Annotated in this window: 13 protein-coding genes and 1 pseudogene; 7 read left to right on the top strand and 7 right to left on the bottom strand. The window is 71.6% G+C overall.

Going from position 1 to position 17702, the window contains the following annotated elements:
• Positions 1-47 precede the first annotated feature (47 nt).
• The gene (locus ACIRJT_RS06355) at positions 48-1238 is read left to right on the top strand and encodes a cytochrome P450 (RefSeq protein ID WP_403905246.1); all 1191 of its coding nucleotides are present in this window, start codon (positions 48-50) and stop codon (positions 1236-1238) included.
• A 284-nt stretch (positions 1239-1522) separates the two neighbouring features.
• Positions 1523-2800: a pyroglutamyl peptidase gene (locus ACIRJT_RS06350; RefSeq protein ID WP_403905243.1), complete on the top strand. Its 1278-nt coding sequence runs from the start codon at positions 1523-1525 to the stop codon at positions 2798-2800.
• A 161-nt stretch (positions 2801-2961) separates the two neighbouring features.
• Here the strand turns inward: ACIRJT_RS06350 and ACIRJT_RS06345 are convergent, their stop codons facing one another.
• Positions 2962-3663 (bottom strand): hypothetical protein, encoded by a 702-nt coding sequence (locus ACIRJT_RS06345; protein WP_403905240.1) that lies wholly within the window; start codon positions 3661-3663, stop codon positions 2962-2964.
• A 296-nt stretch (positions 3664-3959) separates the two neighbouring features.
• Here ACIRJT_RS06345 and ACIRJT_RS06340 point away from each other — a divergent pair, with 296 nt between their 5' ends.
• Complete coding sequence (locus ACIRJT_RS06340) at positions 3960-5447, top strand: DUF4331 domain-containing protein (RefSeq protein WP_403905237.1); 1488 nt, start codon at positions 3960-3962, stop codon at positions 5445-5447.
• Positions 5444-6706, top strand: coding sequence for a tetratricopeptide repeat protein (locus ACIRJT_RS06335; protein WP_403905234.1), 1263 nt, complete (start codon positions 5444-5446; stop codon positions 6704-6706). The genes ACIRJT_RS06340 and ACIRJT_RS06335 overlap by 4 nt, the downstream gene beginning before the upstream one ends.
• A gap of 131 nt (positions 6707-6837) precedes the next feature.
• Here the strand turns inward: ACIRJT_RS06335 and ACIRJT_RS06330 are convergent, their stop codons facing one another.
• Positions 6838-7776: an SDR family oxidoreductase gene (locus ACIRJT_RS06330; RefSeq protein ID WP_403905231.1), complete on the bottom strand. Its 939-nt coding sequence runs from the start codon at positions 7774-7776 to the stop codon at positions 6838-6840.
• A gap of 260 nt (positions 7777-8036) precedes the next feature.
• Between ACIRJT_RS06330 and ACIRJT_RS06325 the strand changes: the two genes are divergently transcribed.
• Positions 8037-9689 carry an N-6 DNA methylase gene (locus ACIRJT_RS06325; RefSeq protein WP_403905228.1) on the top strand — a complete coding sequence of 551 codons (1653 nt, stop codon included), beginning with the start codon at positions 8037-8039 and terminating at the stop codon, positions 9687-9689.
• A gap of 214 nt (positions 9690-9903) precedes the next feature.
• Here the strand turns inward: ACIRJT_RS06325 and ACIRJT_RS06320 are convergent, their stop codons facing one another.
• The 3 genes from ACIRJT_RS06320 to ACIRJT_RS06310 all read right to left on the bottom strand — a co-directional run bounded on the left by ACIRJT_RS06320 (position 9904) and on the right by ACIRJT_RS06310 (position 12444).
• Positions 9904-11037: an EcsC family protein gene (locus ACIRJT_RS06320; RefSeq protein ID WP_403905225.1), complete on the bottom strand. Its 1134-nt coding sequence runs from the start codon at positions 11035-11037 to the stop codon at positions 9904-9906.
• A gap of 271 nt (positions 11038-11308) precedes the next feature.
• Positions 11309-11446, bottom strand: a complete 138-nt coding sequence (locus tag ACIRJT_RS06315) for a hypothetical protein (protein ID WP_403905223.1) — start codon at positions 11444-11446, stop codon at positions 11309-11311.
• A gap of 320 nt (positions 11447-11766) precedes the next feature.
• Positions 11767-12444 (bottom strand): GAP family protein, encoded by a 678-nt coding sequence (locus ACIRJT_RS06310; RefSeq protein ID WP_403905220.1) that lies wholly within the window; start codon positions 12442-12444, stop codon positions 11767-11769.
• 369 nt (positions 12445-12813) lie between these two features.
• On the opposite strand from ACIRJT_RS06310, the gene ACIRJT_RS06305 reads away from it, so the two are divergent.
• The gene (locus ACIRJT_RS06305) at positions 12814-13299 is read left to right on the top strand and encodes a DUF1269 domain-containing protein (protein ID WP_403905217.1); all 486 of its coding nucleotides are present in this window, start codon (positions 12814-12816) and stop codon (positions 13297-13299) included.
• Between the two features lie 54 nt (positions 13300-13353).
• Positions 13354-15108 (top strand): annotated as a pseudogene (locus tag ACIRJT_RS06300) (SulP family inorganic anion transporter).
• Positions 15109-15448: 340 nt separating this feature from the next.
• Here ACIRJT_RS06300 and ACIRJT_RS06295 read toward each other — a convergent pair.
• Both ACIRJT_RS06295 and ACIRJT_RS06290 read right to left on the bottom strand, forming a co-directional pair.
• The gene (locus ACIRJT_RS06295) at positions 15449-16567 is read right to left on the bottom strand and encodes a fatty acid desaturase family protein (RefSeq protein ID WP_403905213.1); all 1119 of its coding nucleotides are present in this window, start codon (positions 16565-16567) and stop codon (positions 15449-15451) included.
• 7 nt (positions 16568-16574) lie between these two features.
• Positions 16575-17585, bottom strand: a complete 1011-nt coding sequence (locus ACIRJT_RS06290) for a ferredoxin reductase (RefSeq protein ID WP_403905480.1) — start codon at positions 17583-17585, stop codon at positions 16575-16577.
• Positions 17586-17702: the final 117 nt, after the last annotated feature.

Genomic DNA, 17702 nt, shown 5'->3' with positions numbered 1-17702 from the left:
CACGGCCCCCTCCCCGCTCGATCCGACGTCCCTGCCCAGGAGGCGCGTTGACCGCCATCGATCCCACGCAACCGACCCCGGAGCCGATGCACCGCCTGTTCTTCGCGGAACCCGGGCCGCCACGTCCCGCCGAGCGGCCGGACGGCGGCCCCGCCTGGCTGGTCAGCCGGTACGAGGACGTGCGCCAGGTGCTCTCCGACCCGCGGTTCGGCCGGGCCCGGTTGTACGCCCCCGAGGCGCCCGCCCTCTCCGGCGTACCCGACCTCGTGAACAATCCCGACCTGATGTTCAACCAGGACGGCCACGACCATCTGCGGCTGCGCCGCACCCTGCGGCGCGCGTTCACCCCGAGGGCCGTCGCCCGCTGGCGGCCGTGGATCGGCGCGATGGTGGAGGAGCTCCTCGACCGGCTGGAGACTCGACCCCAACCGACCGATATCGTCGCGGAGTTCACTCTCCCGCTGCCGGTGGCGGTGATCAGCCGCCTCATGGGGCTCGACGAGTCCGCGTGGGACCGGATGCGGCACTGGAGCGAACACGCCTTCTCCGACGGCACCCATGAGGGCGAACGGGTGGCGTCGGCCCTCGAGGAGTTCAGCGCGTTCGGCGCGGGCCTCCTCGCCGAGCGGCGCCGGACGCCGGGCGAGGACCTGATCAGCGGTCTGGTCGCCGCGGCCGACGAGGAGGGAGGCGTCCCCGAGGCCCAGTTGGTCAGCCTCGTGTGCGGCCTGGTCGTCGGCGGCCACGACAGCACCATGACCATGCTCGGCAACGCGCTGCTCTGCCTGCTGGGCGAACGCCGTGAGGCCTGGTCCCGCCTCGGCACCGACGAGGAGGCCGCCGGACGCCTCGTGGACCGCCTCGTCCACCTCGTCCCGCTGGGCGACGACCGGGGCAGCACCCGCCATGCCGATGAGGACGTCGAGGTCGGCGGGGTGACGATCCCGGCCGGCGCGATCGTGCTCGCCGACTGCGGCATGGCCAACCGCGACCCGGAGGTCTTCCCGCCCGCCACCCTCCACGACCTGTTCGCCCCGCTGGAGGCCCCCACGCTCTCCTTCGGCGCCGGCCCCCACTACTGCCTCGGCGCCTGGCTGGCCCGCACGGAACTTCAGCTCGCCCTGCACCGCCTGGCCGCCCGCTTCCCGGACCTGCGTCTGGCCGCACCCGTGGACACGGTCGTGTGGCGGACCGGGACGACCTCCCGCAGCCCGCAGCGGCTCGGCGTCCGATGGTAGGGCCGCCGAGAGCCGCCCGCCGCGGCGCGTACCGCGTGCTGGAGACCCCGCGTCGGTGAGCGGGGCGCGGTGCCGGCGCTCCTGGATGCCGAAGTCGTGCACCGGGAGCCCCGGGTGGACGGCGGCGGCCCTCGCGCGCCGCCGGGGCCCGCCCCGCCTGCGAACAGCGTCCGTTTCTGCGTGCTCCGTCCCCATCTCCACGTGCTTGCACGGTTCTTGCCCTCTGGCTTCGCCTTTGGAGGTGCCGCGATACTGCGACGAGTCGTAGACCCGAAAGGACCACCGTGACGCACCGATTCTCCGCGACCACCCGGCTCGGCCTCGGCGGCGTGGCGTTCCTGCTCGTCCTCGCGGGCCCCGCGACGCACGCCGCCGCGTCCACCTCGGGCACCGCCCGCGCCGCCACGGCGACGACCGTCGAGGAGCAGCGCCTCGACCGGGCCGCGCCGCGGGAGATCCTGCGGCGCAGCGGATTCGACGCCCTCGCCCCGCGCTTCGAGCGTGCCCTGCGGGGCTCCGGCGGCTACGCGCAGGCCGGGCGAACGGTGACCCGCCACGCCTCGGCGCTGTGGCGGCGCGCCGTCGACCGTGCCCAGGGCCGAGGACCCGCCACGGGCGATCTGAGCCGGGGCGACGACCGCCCGCTGTACTGGGCCCGACTCGCGCTCAGCCGCGAACTGCGTTCGTGGACACCCCGGTTCGAGCTGACCGGCGAGCAGCGCAGAGCGTTGCACACCGCCTTGGAGACCTCCTCGCGCGGCCAGGACGACATCCGCTTCCCGGGGCACCGGGTGAAGCGGGTCCTCGTCACCGGCTTCGACCCGTTCACGCTGGACAGGGACACCCGGATCGGCAATCCCTCGGGCGCGAGTGCGCTCGCCCTGGACGGCACCCTGGTGCGGACCGCCGATGGTCCGGCCCGGATCGAGACGGTCGTCTTCCCGGTGCGCTGGGCGGACTTCGCGGAGGGAGCCGTCGAGCGCGTCCTCGCCCGGCAACTGCCCCGCCTGGACCTGTTCACCACCGTCAGCCAGGGCCGCCAGGGCCGCTTCGACGTGGAGCGCGCCAACGGCGCCTGGCGGGGCGGTTTCCCCGACAACGAGAACGCGTCGAGCACCGGAACCGTCCCCGTCGACGACCTCGGTACGCAGCCGCAGTGGACGACCACCACACTCCCGTACGGCCGGCTCACCACGGCGGACACGGGCCGCTTCCCGGTGTACGACAACACCGAGGTCACCGAGATCCCGGCGGGCGGCACCCAACCGGTGACCAGGCCGGAAGGCCCCACGCCCGGCTCGGTGGCGCGGGCCGGCGGCGGCGGCGACTACCTCTCCAACGAGATCGCCTACCGGGCCACCCTGCTGCGCGACCGGCTGGGGCTGCCGCAGCTGCCGGGCGGCCATCTCCACACGCCGGTGCTGCAGTTCGGCGCGGAGAACACGAACCCGCGGACGGGCGTTGTCACCGACCCGGACTTCGAGCGTAACCGCTCGGACATCGTCGGCCAGGTGAGGGAGTTGGTGAGGACGGCGCTGGGAAACCCGGCTCCACGCCCGTAACCCCGTCACGTGGTGGACCGCACCCACCCGGGGCCGTTCCGGACCTGGCTCATCGTTCAGGCCGTCCGAGAGGTCGGCTGCTCGACCGGCGTCGGCCGGTCCGGCGACACACGACGCCGGTCGAGCGCCACGGGTCGGCGTGACGGGCTACGGGCTGCGGGTTACGGGAAGGTCGGGAACGCCGGCGGCGTCGCCGCGCCCGGGACGTAGTCGAAGTTGGGCGTGAGTGTGCCGAAGAGGCTGCCGGCGCGCGGAGCGGTGGCTCCGGTGGCCGCCGAGAAGAGATCCGCGGCTTCCTGAGTGACGTAGAACGGCGCCTTCTTGATGCGGAAGCCCGTGGGGCTGGGGCGGGCGCCGGCCATGACCTCGACGTAGGTGGACTCGGCGATCACCACTTCCTCGCTGACCTTCTCGCCGTCGATCGATACGCCCGCGGAGTAGGCGGGTGTCGGCATGACGCGGATGAAGGTGGACTTCAGGGTGATGGACCTGCCGGACTCCTGGTGCTGGATCCTGAGGCCACCGGGATAGAAGATGCGCCCCTTGGAGTCGAGTCCGTCACCGGCCGTCGAGCCGATGGGCATGCTGAAGCCCCGGCCGTCGGCGTCCATCACGAACGGGCTGATGGCCTCCAGGGTGATGCCCTCGCGTTCCATCCAGGCGAGGGTCTCGTCACCGATCGCCACCTGGGCGTCGCCCCACGGGGAGATGTAGGCGCCCGGCAGCGGCGCCGAGACGGCTGCCGTCCCGGTGGCGGCGGCCGGCTGCTGGGCGGCCGCTCCGGACGACGTCAGGCCGAGCGGGACGGAGAGCGCGGCCACGGCGGCCACGGCGATGAGACGGCGGATCGCGTGCATACCCATGGAGGGTTCCAGTCTGTGAGGAGGGTGGGGGAAGGCGTCGGATGCACTTCCCGAGACGGCCACGAACGCGGGAACGGAGCAGAGTTCGGCGTCGGGACGATGAAGCGGTCGAAGATCGACTTCGCGATGAGTATGCCCATCGACGCATGGGTTCGCGACCATGCGCGCTGGTCGTTGGTCCATCCGGGGGGAAAGTGCCACGCGGCGAGTGGTGCGCGACGCGGGGCAGTCACTCCAAGATCGCCCGTGCCGTTGGCTGTTGTGACTCCACTCCCACAACAGCCCTGGAGACACGCATGCCTGGAGCCCCCGGAACGTCCGCGATCAGCTCACCGCCCCGTCCACGGCTCGCCCTCCTCGCCGCCACCACGGCCGCGCTCACCGCAGCCGCCCTGTCCGGGCAGTTCATGGGCGTCGGCCGGGCGGGCGGGCACATCGACGCCCCCTCGGCCGTACTGGACTCCCCGGCGGACCTGACCGACGTGTACGCCTTCACCAGCCCGGACGACGCGGACATGGTCACGCTCATCGCGAACGTACGCCCTTTCCAGGTCCCCGGCACCGCGGCCAACGCGCTGGTGGACTTCCCGTTCGCGACCGGCGCCCGGTACGAGATCCACACGGACGCCGACGGAGACGGGGCATCCGACACCACCTACCGGTGGACCTTCCGGGACGAGGACCGCAGGCCCTTCGGGGTGGGACCGAAGGTCGGGCCGCTGCCGGTGAACTCGCTCGACGACCGGTCGCTGGGGGTACGCCAGAAGTACACGCTGGAAAAGATCGAGGCGGGCGGCGCCGGCCGGACGCTCCTGACGGACGCGATCGCCTCGCCCACCCACACCGGCCGGACCCTGATGCCCGACTACGGCAAGCTGCGGAAGCAGGCGACCCGCCGGCTTCCCGGCGGCGGACGGACCGTGGCCACCCAGGCGGCCGAGGCGTTCAAGGCGGACACCCAGGTCTTCGGCCTGTACACGGTCGGCACCAGCGGACCGGTGCCCGGATGGCTGCCCGATGCCCAGCCGCTCTCGGCGATGAACGTGAACAGTCTCATCCTGCAAGTGCCCAAGAAGGAGGTCGCCCTGAAGGGCGACCCGAAGCGCAACCCGGTCGTCGGCGTGTGGGCCTCCGTCTCCCGGCAGGGCGCGAACCTGGAGCGCAGCCTCTCGAAGCAGGCCCCCGCCTTCCGGCAGGTATCCCGGCAGGGCACCCCGCACATCGCGTTCGCCCTGTACGGCTCCACCGTCGGCCTGGCCCGACCCGGCGGGCCCGAGGACCGCTTCCAGGCGCGTCAGCCGAAGGACGACCACCTGGAGAGCGACTTCCTGGCCGCCACGCTCGACCCCGTACCGCCGCACCGCATCGAAAAGGCCCAGGGCCGCACCGCGCCGGCCACCCCGCGCCGCGACATCCAGGCCCTGTTCATGAAGGGCATCGGCAAGGACAACGGATCCATGTTCGGCCTCGACCTCAACACCCACACGATGAACGCCGACGCCGATCCCGAACGCATCGTGCTCGCCGAGCAGTTGCGCCTGAATCTCGGCACCCCCGTCACCGCCGTCCCGAAGGCCCAAGGCGTTCTCGACGGCGATCTCCAGGGCTTTCCGAACGGACGGCGGCTCAACGACAACATCGACGGGCCACTGATCCGCATGCTGGAGGGCGAGCCCGCAGGGCCGTCCGCCGCGGACCTGCTCCCGAGGCCCGTCCTCAGTCTCCAACCCGCCGACGCGCAGGCCGTCTTCCCGTACCTCAATCTGCCCCACGCGGGCCCGTGAGGCGTCTGATCACCGCCGCGGGCGCGGCGGCGGCCGTGGCCGGGTGCGTGGCGGGGCTCCTCCATCTCGGTCCCGAAACCTCCCGGCCGCCGTCCACCGCCGCGCCCGCGGGCGCCTTCAGCGAGGGCGTCGGCTCCGCCGACACCGCCCGCAGGAGGACGGAGACCTACCCCGACGACCCGGCGGCCTGGGCCGACCTGGCGCACGCCGAGATCGAACGGGCCCGCACTGCCTTCGACGCCGGCCCGCTCGACACCGCCGACCAGGCGCTGCGCCGCTCCCTCGCCCTCGACGGCACGGACAACTACCGGGCCGTGACAGGCCGGGGACTGCTCGCCAACGCCCGGCACGACTTCGCCGAGGGGCGCGTGCACGGGCTGAGCGCCACCCGGATGGCGCCCGACCGGCCGGACGGGTACGCCGTCCTGGCGGACGCCGAGATCCAGCTCGGGAACTATCCGCAGGCGCGTCACGCCGTACAGCGGATGCTCGACATCGCCCCGGCCGCGGCCGCCTACAGCAGAGCCGCCTACGACCTGGAGACCCGCGGGCGGCCCGAGGACGCCGCCATCGCACTCCAGCGCGCCGTGGACAGCGCGGTCACCCAGGACGAACGAGCCTTCGCCGAGGCCCGCCTGGGCGACCTGGCCTGGTCCCAGGGCGAGGCGGACCGGGCTGAGGGACACTACCGGCGTGCCCTGAGCGCCGTGCCGGACCACCCCTACGGGCAGGCCGGAATCGCCCGGGTGGCCGCCGCACGCGGCCACCGCGGCAGAGCACTTGAGCTGTACACGCGGCTCGTCGAGCGGGTGCCGCTGCCCCAGTTCCTGCTGGAGAGCCTGGACCTTCGGCGCGCGAGCGGGGATTCCCACCGGGGGAGCGAGCGGGCGGTCCTGTCGGCGCAGGTGCGGCTGGCCCGTGCGGACGGCGGCCCCGTCGACCCGCATCTCATCCTCTACGCGGCCGACCACGGCGACCCGAAGGTCGCGGTGGAGCTCGCGCGCAGGGAGTGGCAGCACGCTCGAAGCGTCATCGTCGCCGATGCGCTGGCCTGGGCCCTGCACCGCGCGGGACGCGACACCGAAGCCCTCGTACACGCACGCCGGGCAGCCGCCACCGACTGGAAGAACGCTCTGTTCCGCTACCACCGGGGCGTGATCGAGCAGTCCCTCGCGCTGCCCGAAGGGTCCCGCCATCTGAGCGAGGCCCATGCCCTGAACCCTCACCTCTCCCTGTACCGACCTGACGCGGACGGGTAGTCGATGAGCCCGGCCCGGCCACGGTGCCGATGGCCCGATGGGCACCGTTCCTCACCGCGGGAGCCGGTCTCGCCTCCGCTCCGCCCGGGGCACCACGACCGTGCTGTCACGGTACGACCGGTCGGACGTCACTACCGGTCGGGCGGGGGAGTGGAGCGGGAGTTCTGGTAGGAGCTCCAGTCGGCTCGCCCTCCGGTGCCCAGGACCTCGCCGCGGGAGGACAGCCGCACGTTGGGGCGGGCCCGTAGTTCGCGGCGGGCGGTCCGGGCGACGAGTGCCGGAAACAGGGGCCGGAGAGGCTGGCACCAGCGGAGCCACGGCGGTGCGTAGACCTGGCGGCTGCGGCGGGCGATGCCTCGGGTCAGCCACTGGGCGACCTGGGCGGCACTGTGGACGCGGCGGGCGGGACGGGGTTGGTTACGGCGCAGGGCTTTGAGGACGGGGTCGTCGTCGAGGCCGGTGAGCATGTCGGTGCCGGTCCAGTGCAGGTAGGCGATGCCGACCTGGATGCCGTCCGGTTCGACCTCGCCGCGCAGGGAGAGGGCGAACGACTCCGCTCCCGCTTTGGAGGCGCAGTACGCGCTCATCATGGGTGCGGCGCCGAATGCGGCGGTGGAGGCGATCTGGAGGAGGTATCCGCGGGTCGCGGCGAGTTGGGGCAGGAACGCGCGGGCGGTGTTGGCGGATCCGATGAGGTTGACATCGATGACGCGTTGCCAGAGTTCGGCCGCGGTACGGTCGAACGGACCGCTCACCGCGATCCCCGCGTTGGCCACGACCACACTCGCGGGCCCGAGTTCCGTCTCCACGCGGCGTGCCGCATCGGCCAGCGTCGCGCGGTCGGTGATGTCGCACTCGACGCAGATGCTCGGACCGGGGAGGGACGCTGCGGTCTCCAGCAGGGTCGCCCGCTCCCGGCCGAGCAGGGCGACCTGCATCCCGGCGTCGGAGAGGCTGCGGGCGAGTGCCTCGCCGACGCCGCGAGCCGCGCCGGTGACGACCGCGACCCGCCCGTGCGGTGGACGGGCGGGAGCGCGGTGTGCCCCGCGCCCGTCCGGGTTGTCGTGCATCGGCTCTCCTCGCTTCCTGGCCGCGCCCGCCACGGGCTGCGGCCCCCGCCCCACCGTCAGGCCACCCGTCGTCCACCGCAACCGGGCCGACGGGGCCCGGGCGGCGGCGGGGCCGGATACGGAGTCGGATCAGGGGAGAGCGGCGTGCCGGTCGCGCGTCCCGCTCGTCCCCTGGCCTCCGCGTGTGCCCTCGATGTTGTGAACGTCGTCAACGAACCTCCGCGTTGAGAGTGAAAGTCGCGCTGTGTACGGTTGCGCGCATGACGGACACCCCTGCCCGACAGGCCAATCCCCTGGTCACCGGGTCCGAGATCGCGAGGCTGGCGGGCGTCACCCGTGCCGCCGTCTCGAACTGGCGGCGACGTTACGACGACTTCCCCAGGCCCGTCGGCGGAGGAGCCAACAGCCCGCTGTTCGACCTTGCGGAGGTGCGGGCGTGGCTCGACGGGCAGCGCAAGGGGCAGGAAGTCTCCGTGGAGGTGCGGCTGTGGCAGGCGCTGCGCGGCGTGTACGGCGACGACATGCTGGGCGGACTTGTGGAGACCGCTCGTCTCCTCGCCGGAGGAGAGGCGCCTGAGCGGATGCCGCCGGACATCGTCCGGCTCGCACGGAGTCTGGCGGAGAGCGAGGGCGCCGGAGCCGCCGTGACCGCCCTCTCGGAGCGTTTCACCGACTCCGTGCGCAGGGCCGGATCGGACCAGGCCACCTCACCCCGTGTCATCCGGGCCGTCCACCACTTCGCCGGCGAGGTGACACGTGACGCGACCATCTTCGACCCGGCCTGCGGTATCGGCTCCCTCCTGCTCGCCGTCGGCCCCGATCGCGGCCCGCGGCGCTGTGGGCAGGAGTCCGACGCGGCCAGGGCCGAGTTCACGCGACTGCGAGCCGACCTCGACGGGCGCACAGGCGTGGGCGTCGTCACGGGGGACTCCCTGCGCGACGACCGATGGGCGAACGTCGCGGCCGACCTGGTCGTCTGTGATCCCCCCGTCGGCGACCCCGACTGGGGCCGCGAGGATCTGCTGCTCGACTCACGCTGGGAGTTCGGCACCCCGTCCCGTGCCGAAGGCGAACTCGCCTGGTTGCAGCACGCCTACGCGCACACCGCGCCCGGCGGTCGCGTCCTGATCGTGCTGCCCGCCTCGGTCGCCTACCGCAAGGCCGGCCGCCGGATCAGGGCCGAGCTCGTGCGGCGGGGCGTCATCGAGAAGGTCATCGCCCTGCCGTCGGGCACGGCTGCCTCGCATGCGCTTCCCGTCCACCTCTGGCAGCTCCGTCGGCCGCGGACACCGCGGGACGCCCTCACCAGCGTCCGTATGGTCGATCTGATGGCGAGCGACCCGGACGGTTCCCTGGAGCCGGGCCCCGACCGGACGGCGAACGTCCCCCTGATCGATCTGCTCGACGATGCCGTCGACCTCACGCCCGGCCGTCATGTCAAGGATTCCCATCGTGACTACGCGGTCGAGTACGAGACTCTGCGACAAGAACTGGCGGCACAGGTAGGGCTGTTGGCGGAACTGCTGCCGACGCTGATCGCGGGCGACGGCCCGAGCTCGCTGGACGGGCCCACCGTCGGCGTCGCCGACCTCGCGCGCGCGGGACTCGTGGAGTACGGCCATCCGGAACCGGTCTCGATCAGCGACCGGCTCGACACCGACTACCTCCAGGGCTTCCTGCGCGGCGCAGCCAACATCCGACGCTCCACGAGCACCAGCGGAACGTTTCGCCTCGACGGCAGGGGCGCCCGCATCCCGCAGATGGACATCACCGAGCAACGGCGATACGGGGCCGCCTTCCGGGCGCTCCAGGAGTTCGAGGAGCGGGCGCGGAGAGTGGTGGAGCTGAGCCGGGACGCGGCGGCACTGGCCAGGGACGGGCTCGGCAACGGCGCGCTCGCCCCGGACAGCTGACGGGGAGCGTCATACCGCCTGCTCTCGGCGGTTCGTGCGGCAGGTCACGCCGGGGCGTCGAAGATCCTGCTGGAGCGGGCCGGTCTGTGACACGACGGTCGCCGGCGGGACGACTACCAGGGCGGGCTTCGGAGCTGAGGGCCGGTGGCGGTTCGCGGCGAGGGCCTGTTCGTCCCGGCGGTAGCGTGGTGTCGCTCACCGCCGGGACGATAGGTCAACGGAGGTCGGGTCCGCCCGCCTCGGCCAGCTCGGTGAGCAGGCTGATGTCCTCGTCGGCGTCGTCCGGGGTGTCCGGGCCGGCGTCGGGAAATGATCCGGATGTCTCGTCGTCGGCGAGCTGCGGGTACTTCTCCAGGAGGAACCGCCGCCGGTACGCCATATCGGCGGCGTCGACGATCCCCTCCAGCGTGGTCCAGTTGAGGGTGCCTCCGACGACGATCCCGAATGCGGGAACCGCCTTGCCGAGTCCCTTCTTCGTGAGGCGGAAGCCGAACGCCTTCGCGAACTGCTGGGAGACCTTGGTGACCACCGCTTCGTTCAGGACCTCCCACGTCTTGCCGCGGAAGAGTGCTTGCGTGAGCCGCGAGATATCGGCCATCGCGGCGTTCTTGGCCGTGGCCGAACTTGCCGTCCCGACGTTGACGACCGACATCACGAAGAGCTTCTCGGCTGGCTCCTCGGGGTCGTAGCCGTAGGACAGGGAGACCTGTCCGACCGCGCGGGACGCGAGTCCGAGGACGACTGCCGTATCGACGGCGAAAGCGCCGACGATGGCTCCCCCCGAAGGTGCTGCCGCGGCGCCGGCGGAGGCGGCGATGACGAGCTCTCCTCCCGAGATCACCAGCCCCGCACCCGCTCCCGAGAGTGCGGCCGCCGCCGGAAAGTACCAGCCGGCCGCCCGCCCGCGGACCGCGTCGACCTGTTCGAGGTCGAGACGGCGCAGGTCCAGCAGTGACTCGACGTCGTGTCCCCGCTTCTGGTGGAGCGTCACCACGCGCTTGGGTGAGAGGCCCGCTCGCGAGGCCCGCCCCACGGTCCGACGCACGGATTGAGCGGCAGTGCCACTCCAGTCCGGGAGGGCGTCGGCGGCCACGCGTGCCCCGGCACCGACCTTCTGTGCGCCCTTGGCGACGAACCCCTGTCCACGTGAGAGTGCGGCCTTCGCCCTGGGCCGGTTCTCCAGCTGCTGCGCGGCATGCTTGCCGAGTCGCGAGACGCCGTTGGCCACTTGCTCGCCGGCGTTCCTCATGGCTCGGGACAGAGGTCGGCCTGTGAACTCCTGGACGGCGCGCCAGGCGTCGAGTTCGTAGTCCGAGGGCAGCTGATCAGGCTGCCGCGGGTTGCTCATGGTCCCCCCTGGGACGTGGATGGTGATGCGCGGGTGGTGACCCGGCAGGTGGTTCGTCGAGAGCTGTCGGGCGGGGCGGCGGGGGTCGTGGCCCGGAGTCGGTGAGGGCGGAGGCATGGCTCCAGCCGTCGATGAGCGGGTTCTCCAGGCCGCCCCGCTCATTGTTGCGGAGCGGAAGACCGGTGGCCGCGACTGTACACGAATCGACCTGGTGACAGAGCGATGTCAGTGCGTTGACATCGTCAACGAGTCGCTGTCTCCTCTCTGGTGATCAGGGAGGGGGCGGGTGGAAAAGGTCCGCGTGTCGGGGTTCGGCGAGGTCGAGCGCGAGCGGCAGCGAGTGGAGCCGGCCGAGCTGGAGTTGCCCGTCCTGGGTGCGGTGATGCATGCAGAGGGTGACCGTCCGCATACGGAAAAGGTTGCGCTGTTCCGTGAAGAAGATGTGTCCGGGGTCTGCCTCCTCCTCCTCCTCCTCCTCCGGCGCGCCCCGGACGGCGTGGTCCGGTTGGTCGGACTGGGCATGACGTGGCGCCCCTGCGGGCCGGGGCGCGGATGGGGGGCGAGGGCGCCGTGGCTTCGATTGTGGAGCTCGCCACCGACGGGGCGTCGTGAGGGCGAGCGTCAGCCACGTCGTGGCCGGGGTCCCGGTCGGGGCCACCGGCCGTGCGTGCCCGGGGCAGGTCCGCCGAAGCGTCCGTACCGCTCGTGAAGGAGTCGCCTTGGGCGGAGTCATGAGGTGAGACCGCTGAGGGCGTCGCCGATGTACTTCACGCCCAGGACCAGCAGAAGGGTGGTCATGATCGCGCTGTTGTGCCGGGCCATCCACGCCTTCCAGTCGCCGAGCACCCGCGCCGACCTCGTACCGCCGGCGAGGTAGACGCCGAGCGGGAGCAGCGTGCAGAGCGAGGCGATCAGCACCATGAGGACGGCGGCGACGGTCCTGCCGCCCGCCGTGGCGGTGGAGCCGGCGATGGACACGGCGCCGCCGACCGCCAGGACGAGGTTCTTGGGGTTGGCGACGACGAGGGCGACGGCGAGTCCGGCGGCTTTGACGGGCGTGAAGGTGTCGATGGCCCTCATCCAGCCCGGGGCGGCCGACTCATGGCCTTCGCGCGGCCGGTCCTTCCACTGCTTGGCGCCGAGCAGCAGGAAGAGTGCGCCGAGGGCCAGCTTGAGCCAGAGTGTCCAGGTCGCCGGTCCGTCGTCGCCGGCGGCGTCCGCGCCGGACCCGGCGAGCACCACGAGCGTGACCACGGCCGCGACGGCGACGATCCAACCGGCGGTGAACGCCATGCCGTTGGGTCGGCCCTTGGGTGTGGCGAGCATGAGGATCACGGCGATGAGGGGCAGCGGGCTGATGGCGATGCCGACGGCCGAGGTCAGCATCTGCCCGATCGCGTCACCCATGACGACGTTCCTTCCGTCGCCCGGGTCGGGTGTGCGGCGGGGTCACGGGCAGCCGGGCCCGGCGAGTGCGCCGTCGACGGTCCGGCCGGTGGGATCAAGGAGGTTCGGCGTGGCGGTGTCGGTCCTCGGGCGGAGCCGGTTCATCTGTGTCCTCCTGGCTGCCGCACACATGCGGCTTCGGTGTGCCGATCCTTGTCGGCATTCCGGTGCTGGGCCCGGCGGTGTGGGGCCGTACGAGTGGCCTGGGAGAAATTGGATGAATTGCTGTTGTAGCTCCCGGGGTGCGCGATTCGGCTGTCAGGCTTTGAATGGGCGCTGTCCGGACGCCTTCTCCGGCGTCCTCGTCTGCTCGCGTCCCGCGGAGGATCCATGGCCACGCTGACCGTCTGGAAGTTCGACTCGCCCGAAGGCGCCGCCGGTGTCGAGAGCTCGCTGCTGGACCTGCAGAAGCAGGAACTGATCAAGGTGCTCGACGCGGCCACGGTCAGCTGGCCGGCCGAGGCGGTCAAGCCGAAGACGAATCAGCTGAGAAACCTCGCGGGCGTCGGGGCGCTCTCCGGCACCTTCTGGGGCATGCTCTTCGGCCTGCTCTTCTTCGTGCCGCTGCTCGGCGCCGCGGTCGGCGCGGCGGCGGGCGCGCTCGGCGGCAAACTGTCCGACGTGGGGATCGACGACGACTTCATCGACTCGGTCAAGTCGAAGGTCACGCCCGGCACGTCCGCGCTCTTCCTCCTGTCGCAGGACGCCGTGGTCGACCGTGTGCGAGCGGCCTTCCCCGGCGGCCACTCCGAGCTGATCCAGTCGAACCTGGACAGCGAGAAGGAGGCCAAGCTCCGCGAGGTCTTCGCCGACTGACCCTCGCCCCGCATCCCGTGAGCCCGCCGTGCGAGGTGACGCACGGCGGCCCCTGTGCTCGGAAAGGGGTGGGCCCGCGTGCCCGGACCATGGACGGCGCTGCGGCGCGGGGCCCGCCGACCGGGAAAGCCGAAACCCTCGGATCTCGGCTCGGGCGCGGTGACCGGACTCTTCTCGATCCCGGAAGGGATGGCGTACGCGTCGATCGCCGGTTTCACCCCGGTGGCCGGCCTGTACGCGGGCGTCGTACCGGCGATCGTCGGCTCACTCACCTCCCGTACGGTCCTCATGGTCACGACGCTGACCAGCGCCATCGCCCTGACCTCCCAGAGCGTTCTCTCGGAAGCCGGCCTCGATGCGAAGGACGCCGGGAACGTCGCACTGCTGACCGTCATGGTCGGCGTGGTGATGCTGCTGATGGGGGCACTGCGGCTCGGTGCGGTGATGAGCTTCGTCTCCAACGCCGTCATGACCGGCTTCTCCGCCGGCATCGCCGTGCAGATCATGGCCGGTGTCCTCAAGGACGCCACCGGCTACGAGCAGCACGGGTACAACAGGCTTCACCAGCTCGGCGACTGGCTCTGGCACATCGGCGACCGGCAGCTCGCCGCCACCCTCACCGCACTCGCCACCATCGCCGTCTGGGTGCTCGCCCGCGCGGTGAAGCGTCTGCAACCGGTCGCACTGCTGATCGCGACGGTGGCGGTCACCGCGGGCGTCGTCCTGTTCGGCACCGACGTGGAGTAGGTGAAGGACATCGCCTCCATCCCCGCCGCCCTGCCCTCCTTCACCGCCCCCGACCTGTCCGCCGTCCCCGACCTCGCGTGGGGCGCGGTCCCGGTCGTTCTCGTCGCCCTCGCCCAGGCCGCCGGCATCGCCCCGTCCATGCCCAATCCGGACGGCACGCGCTCCGACATCGACGGCGACTTCCGCTCGCAGGGTTACGCCAACCTCGCCGGCGGCCTCTTCCAGGCCCTGCCGTCCGGTGGCTCCCTGTCCCGTACGGGCGTGGCGGTCTCCGCCGGTGCTCGTACCGGCTGGGCCGGCGTCGTCTCCGGCGTCTTCCTCGCCCTGGTCGTGCTGATGTGCGGCTCGCTCGCCGAGCGCATCCCCATGCCGGTGATCGGCGGCCTGATCCTGGTGGTGGGCGGTGAGCTGATCTGGGGCAAGCGGCACGACATCCTGCTGGTGTTCCGTACGTCGTGGATGTCGGCCGGTGCGATGGTGCTGACCTTCCTCGCCACCACCCAGCTCCCACTCCAGCAGGCCATCGTCCTCGGCGCCGTCCTGTCGCTGTTGCTGTACTGCGCGCAGTCCGCCCGCCGGGCGACGCTCGTCGCTCTCGTGCGGCGGGACAGCGGCCGGTGGGAGACCGCCGGACCGCCGAAGGCCCTCGCACCCGGCACGGTCACCGTCCTCGACTACGCCGGCTCGTCGTTCTTCGCCGAACTTCCCCGGATCGAGACGCAGCTGCCCGCCACGGACGGGGCCCGCGGGGCAGTCCTGATCCTCGCCGTGCGGGCGCTGCCCGACGTGCCGTCCTCCGCCATGCTCAAACTCCTCGACCGGTACGCGAACGGCCTCGCGGACCAGGGCGGCCGCCTGGTCCTGTGCGGCGTCCATCCCTCGCTCGTGAGGCTCCTGGGACGGTCCGGGGTCGCCGCCCGGCTCGGTGACGGCGGGATCGTACCCGCGGCCCCCGACCTGTTCGGTCCCCTCGACGCCGCTCTCGACGACGCCCGTCGATGGGCGTCGGCCCACTCACCCGAACACCCCCGTCCTCCTGGCTCACCCCGCCGCCCTGCGTGAGGCTCGACGCCAGTGCCGCCCGCAACTGCGACATCGGCTGGGTCCTGTCCGCCGGGGCCCTCTGCACGATCCCCGGCAGCCGGACGCTCCGCCCGCAGCATGTCCCGCTCGGTCCGCCCCTCGACCAGCGGCCCGCCGGCGGAGTCCAGATCGTGGCCCCGGGGCCGAGGCAGGCGTCGATGCGCGCCCGCTTCCCGGCGACTTGGGCCTCGTACACGCCGGTGACCAGGGACACACGGCGGCCGTATCGGCGGGGGAGGCGCCGGGGCGAGCCGAGGACGGGGTGACGGACGACGGCGAGGTGTACGTGCGGAGGCTGGATCTGAACCAGTACCAGGAGTCAGGCGGCGACGAGCTCCTGCTCGCGGTCCGGCGTGCTGACCTTGGTCTCCTTGTTCGGCAGCGCGAGCCGGAAGACCTTGTGCCACGCGGAGAACACCTGCTTGGGCAGCGGGCCGGTGACGTACTCCAGCTCGTACTTCTCGAACAGCGCGCGCACCTTCACCGCGACCTCGGCGTACCGGTTGCTCGGCAGGTCCGGGAACAGGTGGTGCTCGATCTGGTGCGACAGGTTGCCGGTCATGAAGTGCATGGCCTTGCTGCCGCTGATGTTCGCCGAGCCCATCATCTGGCGCAGGTACCACTGGCCGCGCGTCTCGCCCACGATCGACCGGCGCTCGAAGACCTGAACGCCCTCGGGGAAGTGTCCGCACATGATCACCGAATGGGTCCAGACGTTGCGGACCAGGTTCGCGGTGAACGTGGCGGCGAGTGTGGGGAGGAACGACGGTCCCGACAACAGTGGGTGGATCACGTAGTCCTTCAGCACCTGCTTGCGGATCTTGCGTCCCACGGCCTTGGCCCGCGCGCGGAACTCCGGGTTCTTGCGGCGGCGCTTGTGGAGGTTCTTGCCGAGCTCCAGGTCGTACGCCGCGATGCCGTACTCGAAGAAGCAGGCGTTGAGGAAGTTCCACAGCGGCTGGCCGAGGTGGAAGGGGTGCCACTTCTGGTCCTCGTCGACGCGCATGATGCCGTAGCCGAGGTCGTTGTCCTTGCCGATCACGTTGGTGTACGTGTGGTGCAGCTCGTTGTGCGAGTGCTTCCACTGCTCGGACGGCGAGACGTGATCCCACTCCCAGGTGGTGGAGTGGATCTTCGGGTCCCGCATCCAGTCCCACTGGCCGTGCAGGATGTTGTGGCCGATCTCCATGTTGTCCATGATCTTCGCCACGGACAGCCCGGCGGTGCCGAGCAGCCACGCGGGCGGGAAGATCGAGAACAGCAGCACACCTCTGCTGACCAGCTCGAGCTTGCGCTGCGCCGCGATCACCTTACGGATGTAGGCGGCGTCCTTCTCGCCGCGGTCGGCGATCACCTCGTCGCGGATCGCGTCCAGCTCGCGGCCCAGCTCCTCGATCTGCTCCGAGGTCAGGTGGGCGGTGGGGTCGATGGCGGTCAAGGCGCTCCTACCGTTCGATGTCGCACGGGCCCGCGGCGGCGGACACGCAGGTCTGGATGAGGACGCCCGGCTCGGCCTCGGTGATCCCGCCGGTGCGCAGGTCGCGGACGGCGCCCGCCTTGAGCGGCGTGACGCAGCCGAAGCAGATGCCCATGCGGCACCCGGAGGGCATGAGCACGCCGGCCTCCTCCCCGATCTCCAGCAACGGCGTGGCGCCGTCCGCGTCGATGGTCCTGCCGGTGGCGCTGAACGTGACCTCGCCGCCGTCGCCGGCGACGACGATGCTGGGGCGGAAGCGTTCGGTGTGCAGACATTCTCGGACGCCGTGCTCGGTCCAGTGCGCTTCGGCGGCGTCGAGCAGGCCTGCGGGCCCGCAGGCCCAGGTCTCGCGCTCGGCCCAGTCGGGCACGAGTTCGTCGAGACGGGCGATGTGGAGCTTGCCGTCCGTGTCGGTGTGCACCTCGGTGAGCCGAAGCTTCTTGTCCGCGACCAGGCCGTGCAGTTCCCTGCGGAAGATCACGTCGTGCGGCCGTGGCGCGCAGTGGACCATGACGACGTCGTCCAGCCCGGTGTCGCGCAGCATGCCCATCACGGGCGTGATGCCGCTGCCGGCCGTGAGGAAGAGCACCTTGGCGGGCTTGGTCTGCGGCAGTACGAAGTCACCGGTCGGCTGGTCGAGCTGGATCAGCGTGCCCGGTTTTGCCCTGCGGACCAGGTGGTTGCTGACCTTGCCGTCCGGGATCGCCTTCACGGTGATCGTGATACGGCCGTCCCTGCGGTCTGTCGGCGAGGTGATGGAGTAGGCACGCCACAGGCGCACTCCGTCGACGTCTACCCCGACCCTCACGTACTGACCGGCTGTGTGGCCGCGCCAGCCCCGCCCCGGCCTGATCACGACAGTCGCGGCGTCACCCGTCTCGGGGTGCACGGCCTCGATGCGCCCACACAGGTCAGCGCCCGCACGCAGCGGGCTGACCAGGTCGAGGTAGTCCGACGGCAGCAGCGGCGTCGTGACCATCTCCAGCAGTTTCCACGCCCTGCTGCGGAGGGCTGCACTCGTCATGACCTCAGCTTGCTGCGCCCCATGGCGTAAAGTCCTGACCGCAAGACGTGAATCTGGTCGGCAGAATTGTTC

The sequence above is a fragment of the Streptomyces sp. NPDC102283 genome, from assembly GCF_044766265.1.
Classification (GTDB): domain Bacteria; phylum Actinomycetota; class Actinomycetes; order Streptomycetales; family Streptomycetaceae; genus Streptomyces.
This window is presented reverse-complemented; position numbering and strand designations above follow the sequence as displayed.

Excerpts from the sequence above, each read along its gene's own strand:
- ACIRJT_RS06345 (WP_403905240.1), bottom strand. The coding sequence starts at position 3,663 with ATGGGTATGCACGCGATCCGCCGTCTCATCGCCGTGGCCGCCGTGGCC.
- ACIRJT_RS06340 (WP_403905237.1), top strand. The coding sequence starts at position 3,960 with ATGCCTGGAGCCCCCGGAACGTCCGCGATCAGCTCACCGCCCCGTCCA.
- ACIRJT_RS06330 (WP_403905231.1), bottom strand. The coding sequence starts at position 7,776 with ATGCACGACAACCCGGACGGGCGCGGGGCACACCGCGCTCCCGCCCGT.
- ACIRJT_RS06325 (WP_403905228.1), top strand. The coding sequence starts at position 8,037 with ATGACGGACACCCCTGCCCGACAGGCCAATCCCCTGGTCACCGGGTCC.
- ACIRJT_RS06320 (WP_403905225.1), bottom strand. The coding sequence starts at position 11,037 with ATGAGCAACCCGCGGCAGCCTGATCAGCTGCCCTCGGACTACGAACTC.
- ACIRJT_RS06315 (WP_403905223.1), bottom strand. The coding sequence starts at position 11,446 with ATGCGGACGGTCACCCTCTGCATGCATCACCGCACCCAGGACGGGCAA.
- ACIRJT_RS06310 (WP_403905220.1), bottom strand. The coding sequence starts at position 12,444 with ATGGGTGACGCGATCGGGCAGATGCTGACCTCGGCCGTCGGCATCGCC.
- ACIRJT_RS06305 (WP_403905217.1), top strand. The coding sequence starts at position 12,814 with ATGGCCACGCTGACCGTCTGGAAGTTCGACTCGCCCGAAGGCGCCGCC.
- ACIRJT_RS06290 (WP_403905480.1), bottom strand. The coding sequence starts at position 17,585 with ATGGTCACGACGCCGCTGCTGCCGTCGGACTACCTCGACCTGGTCAGC.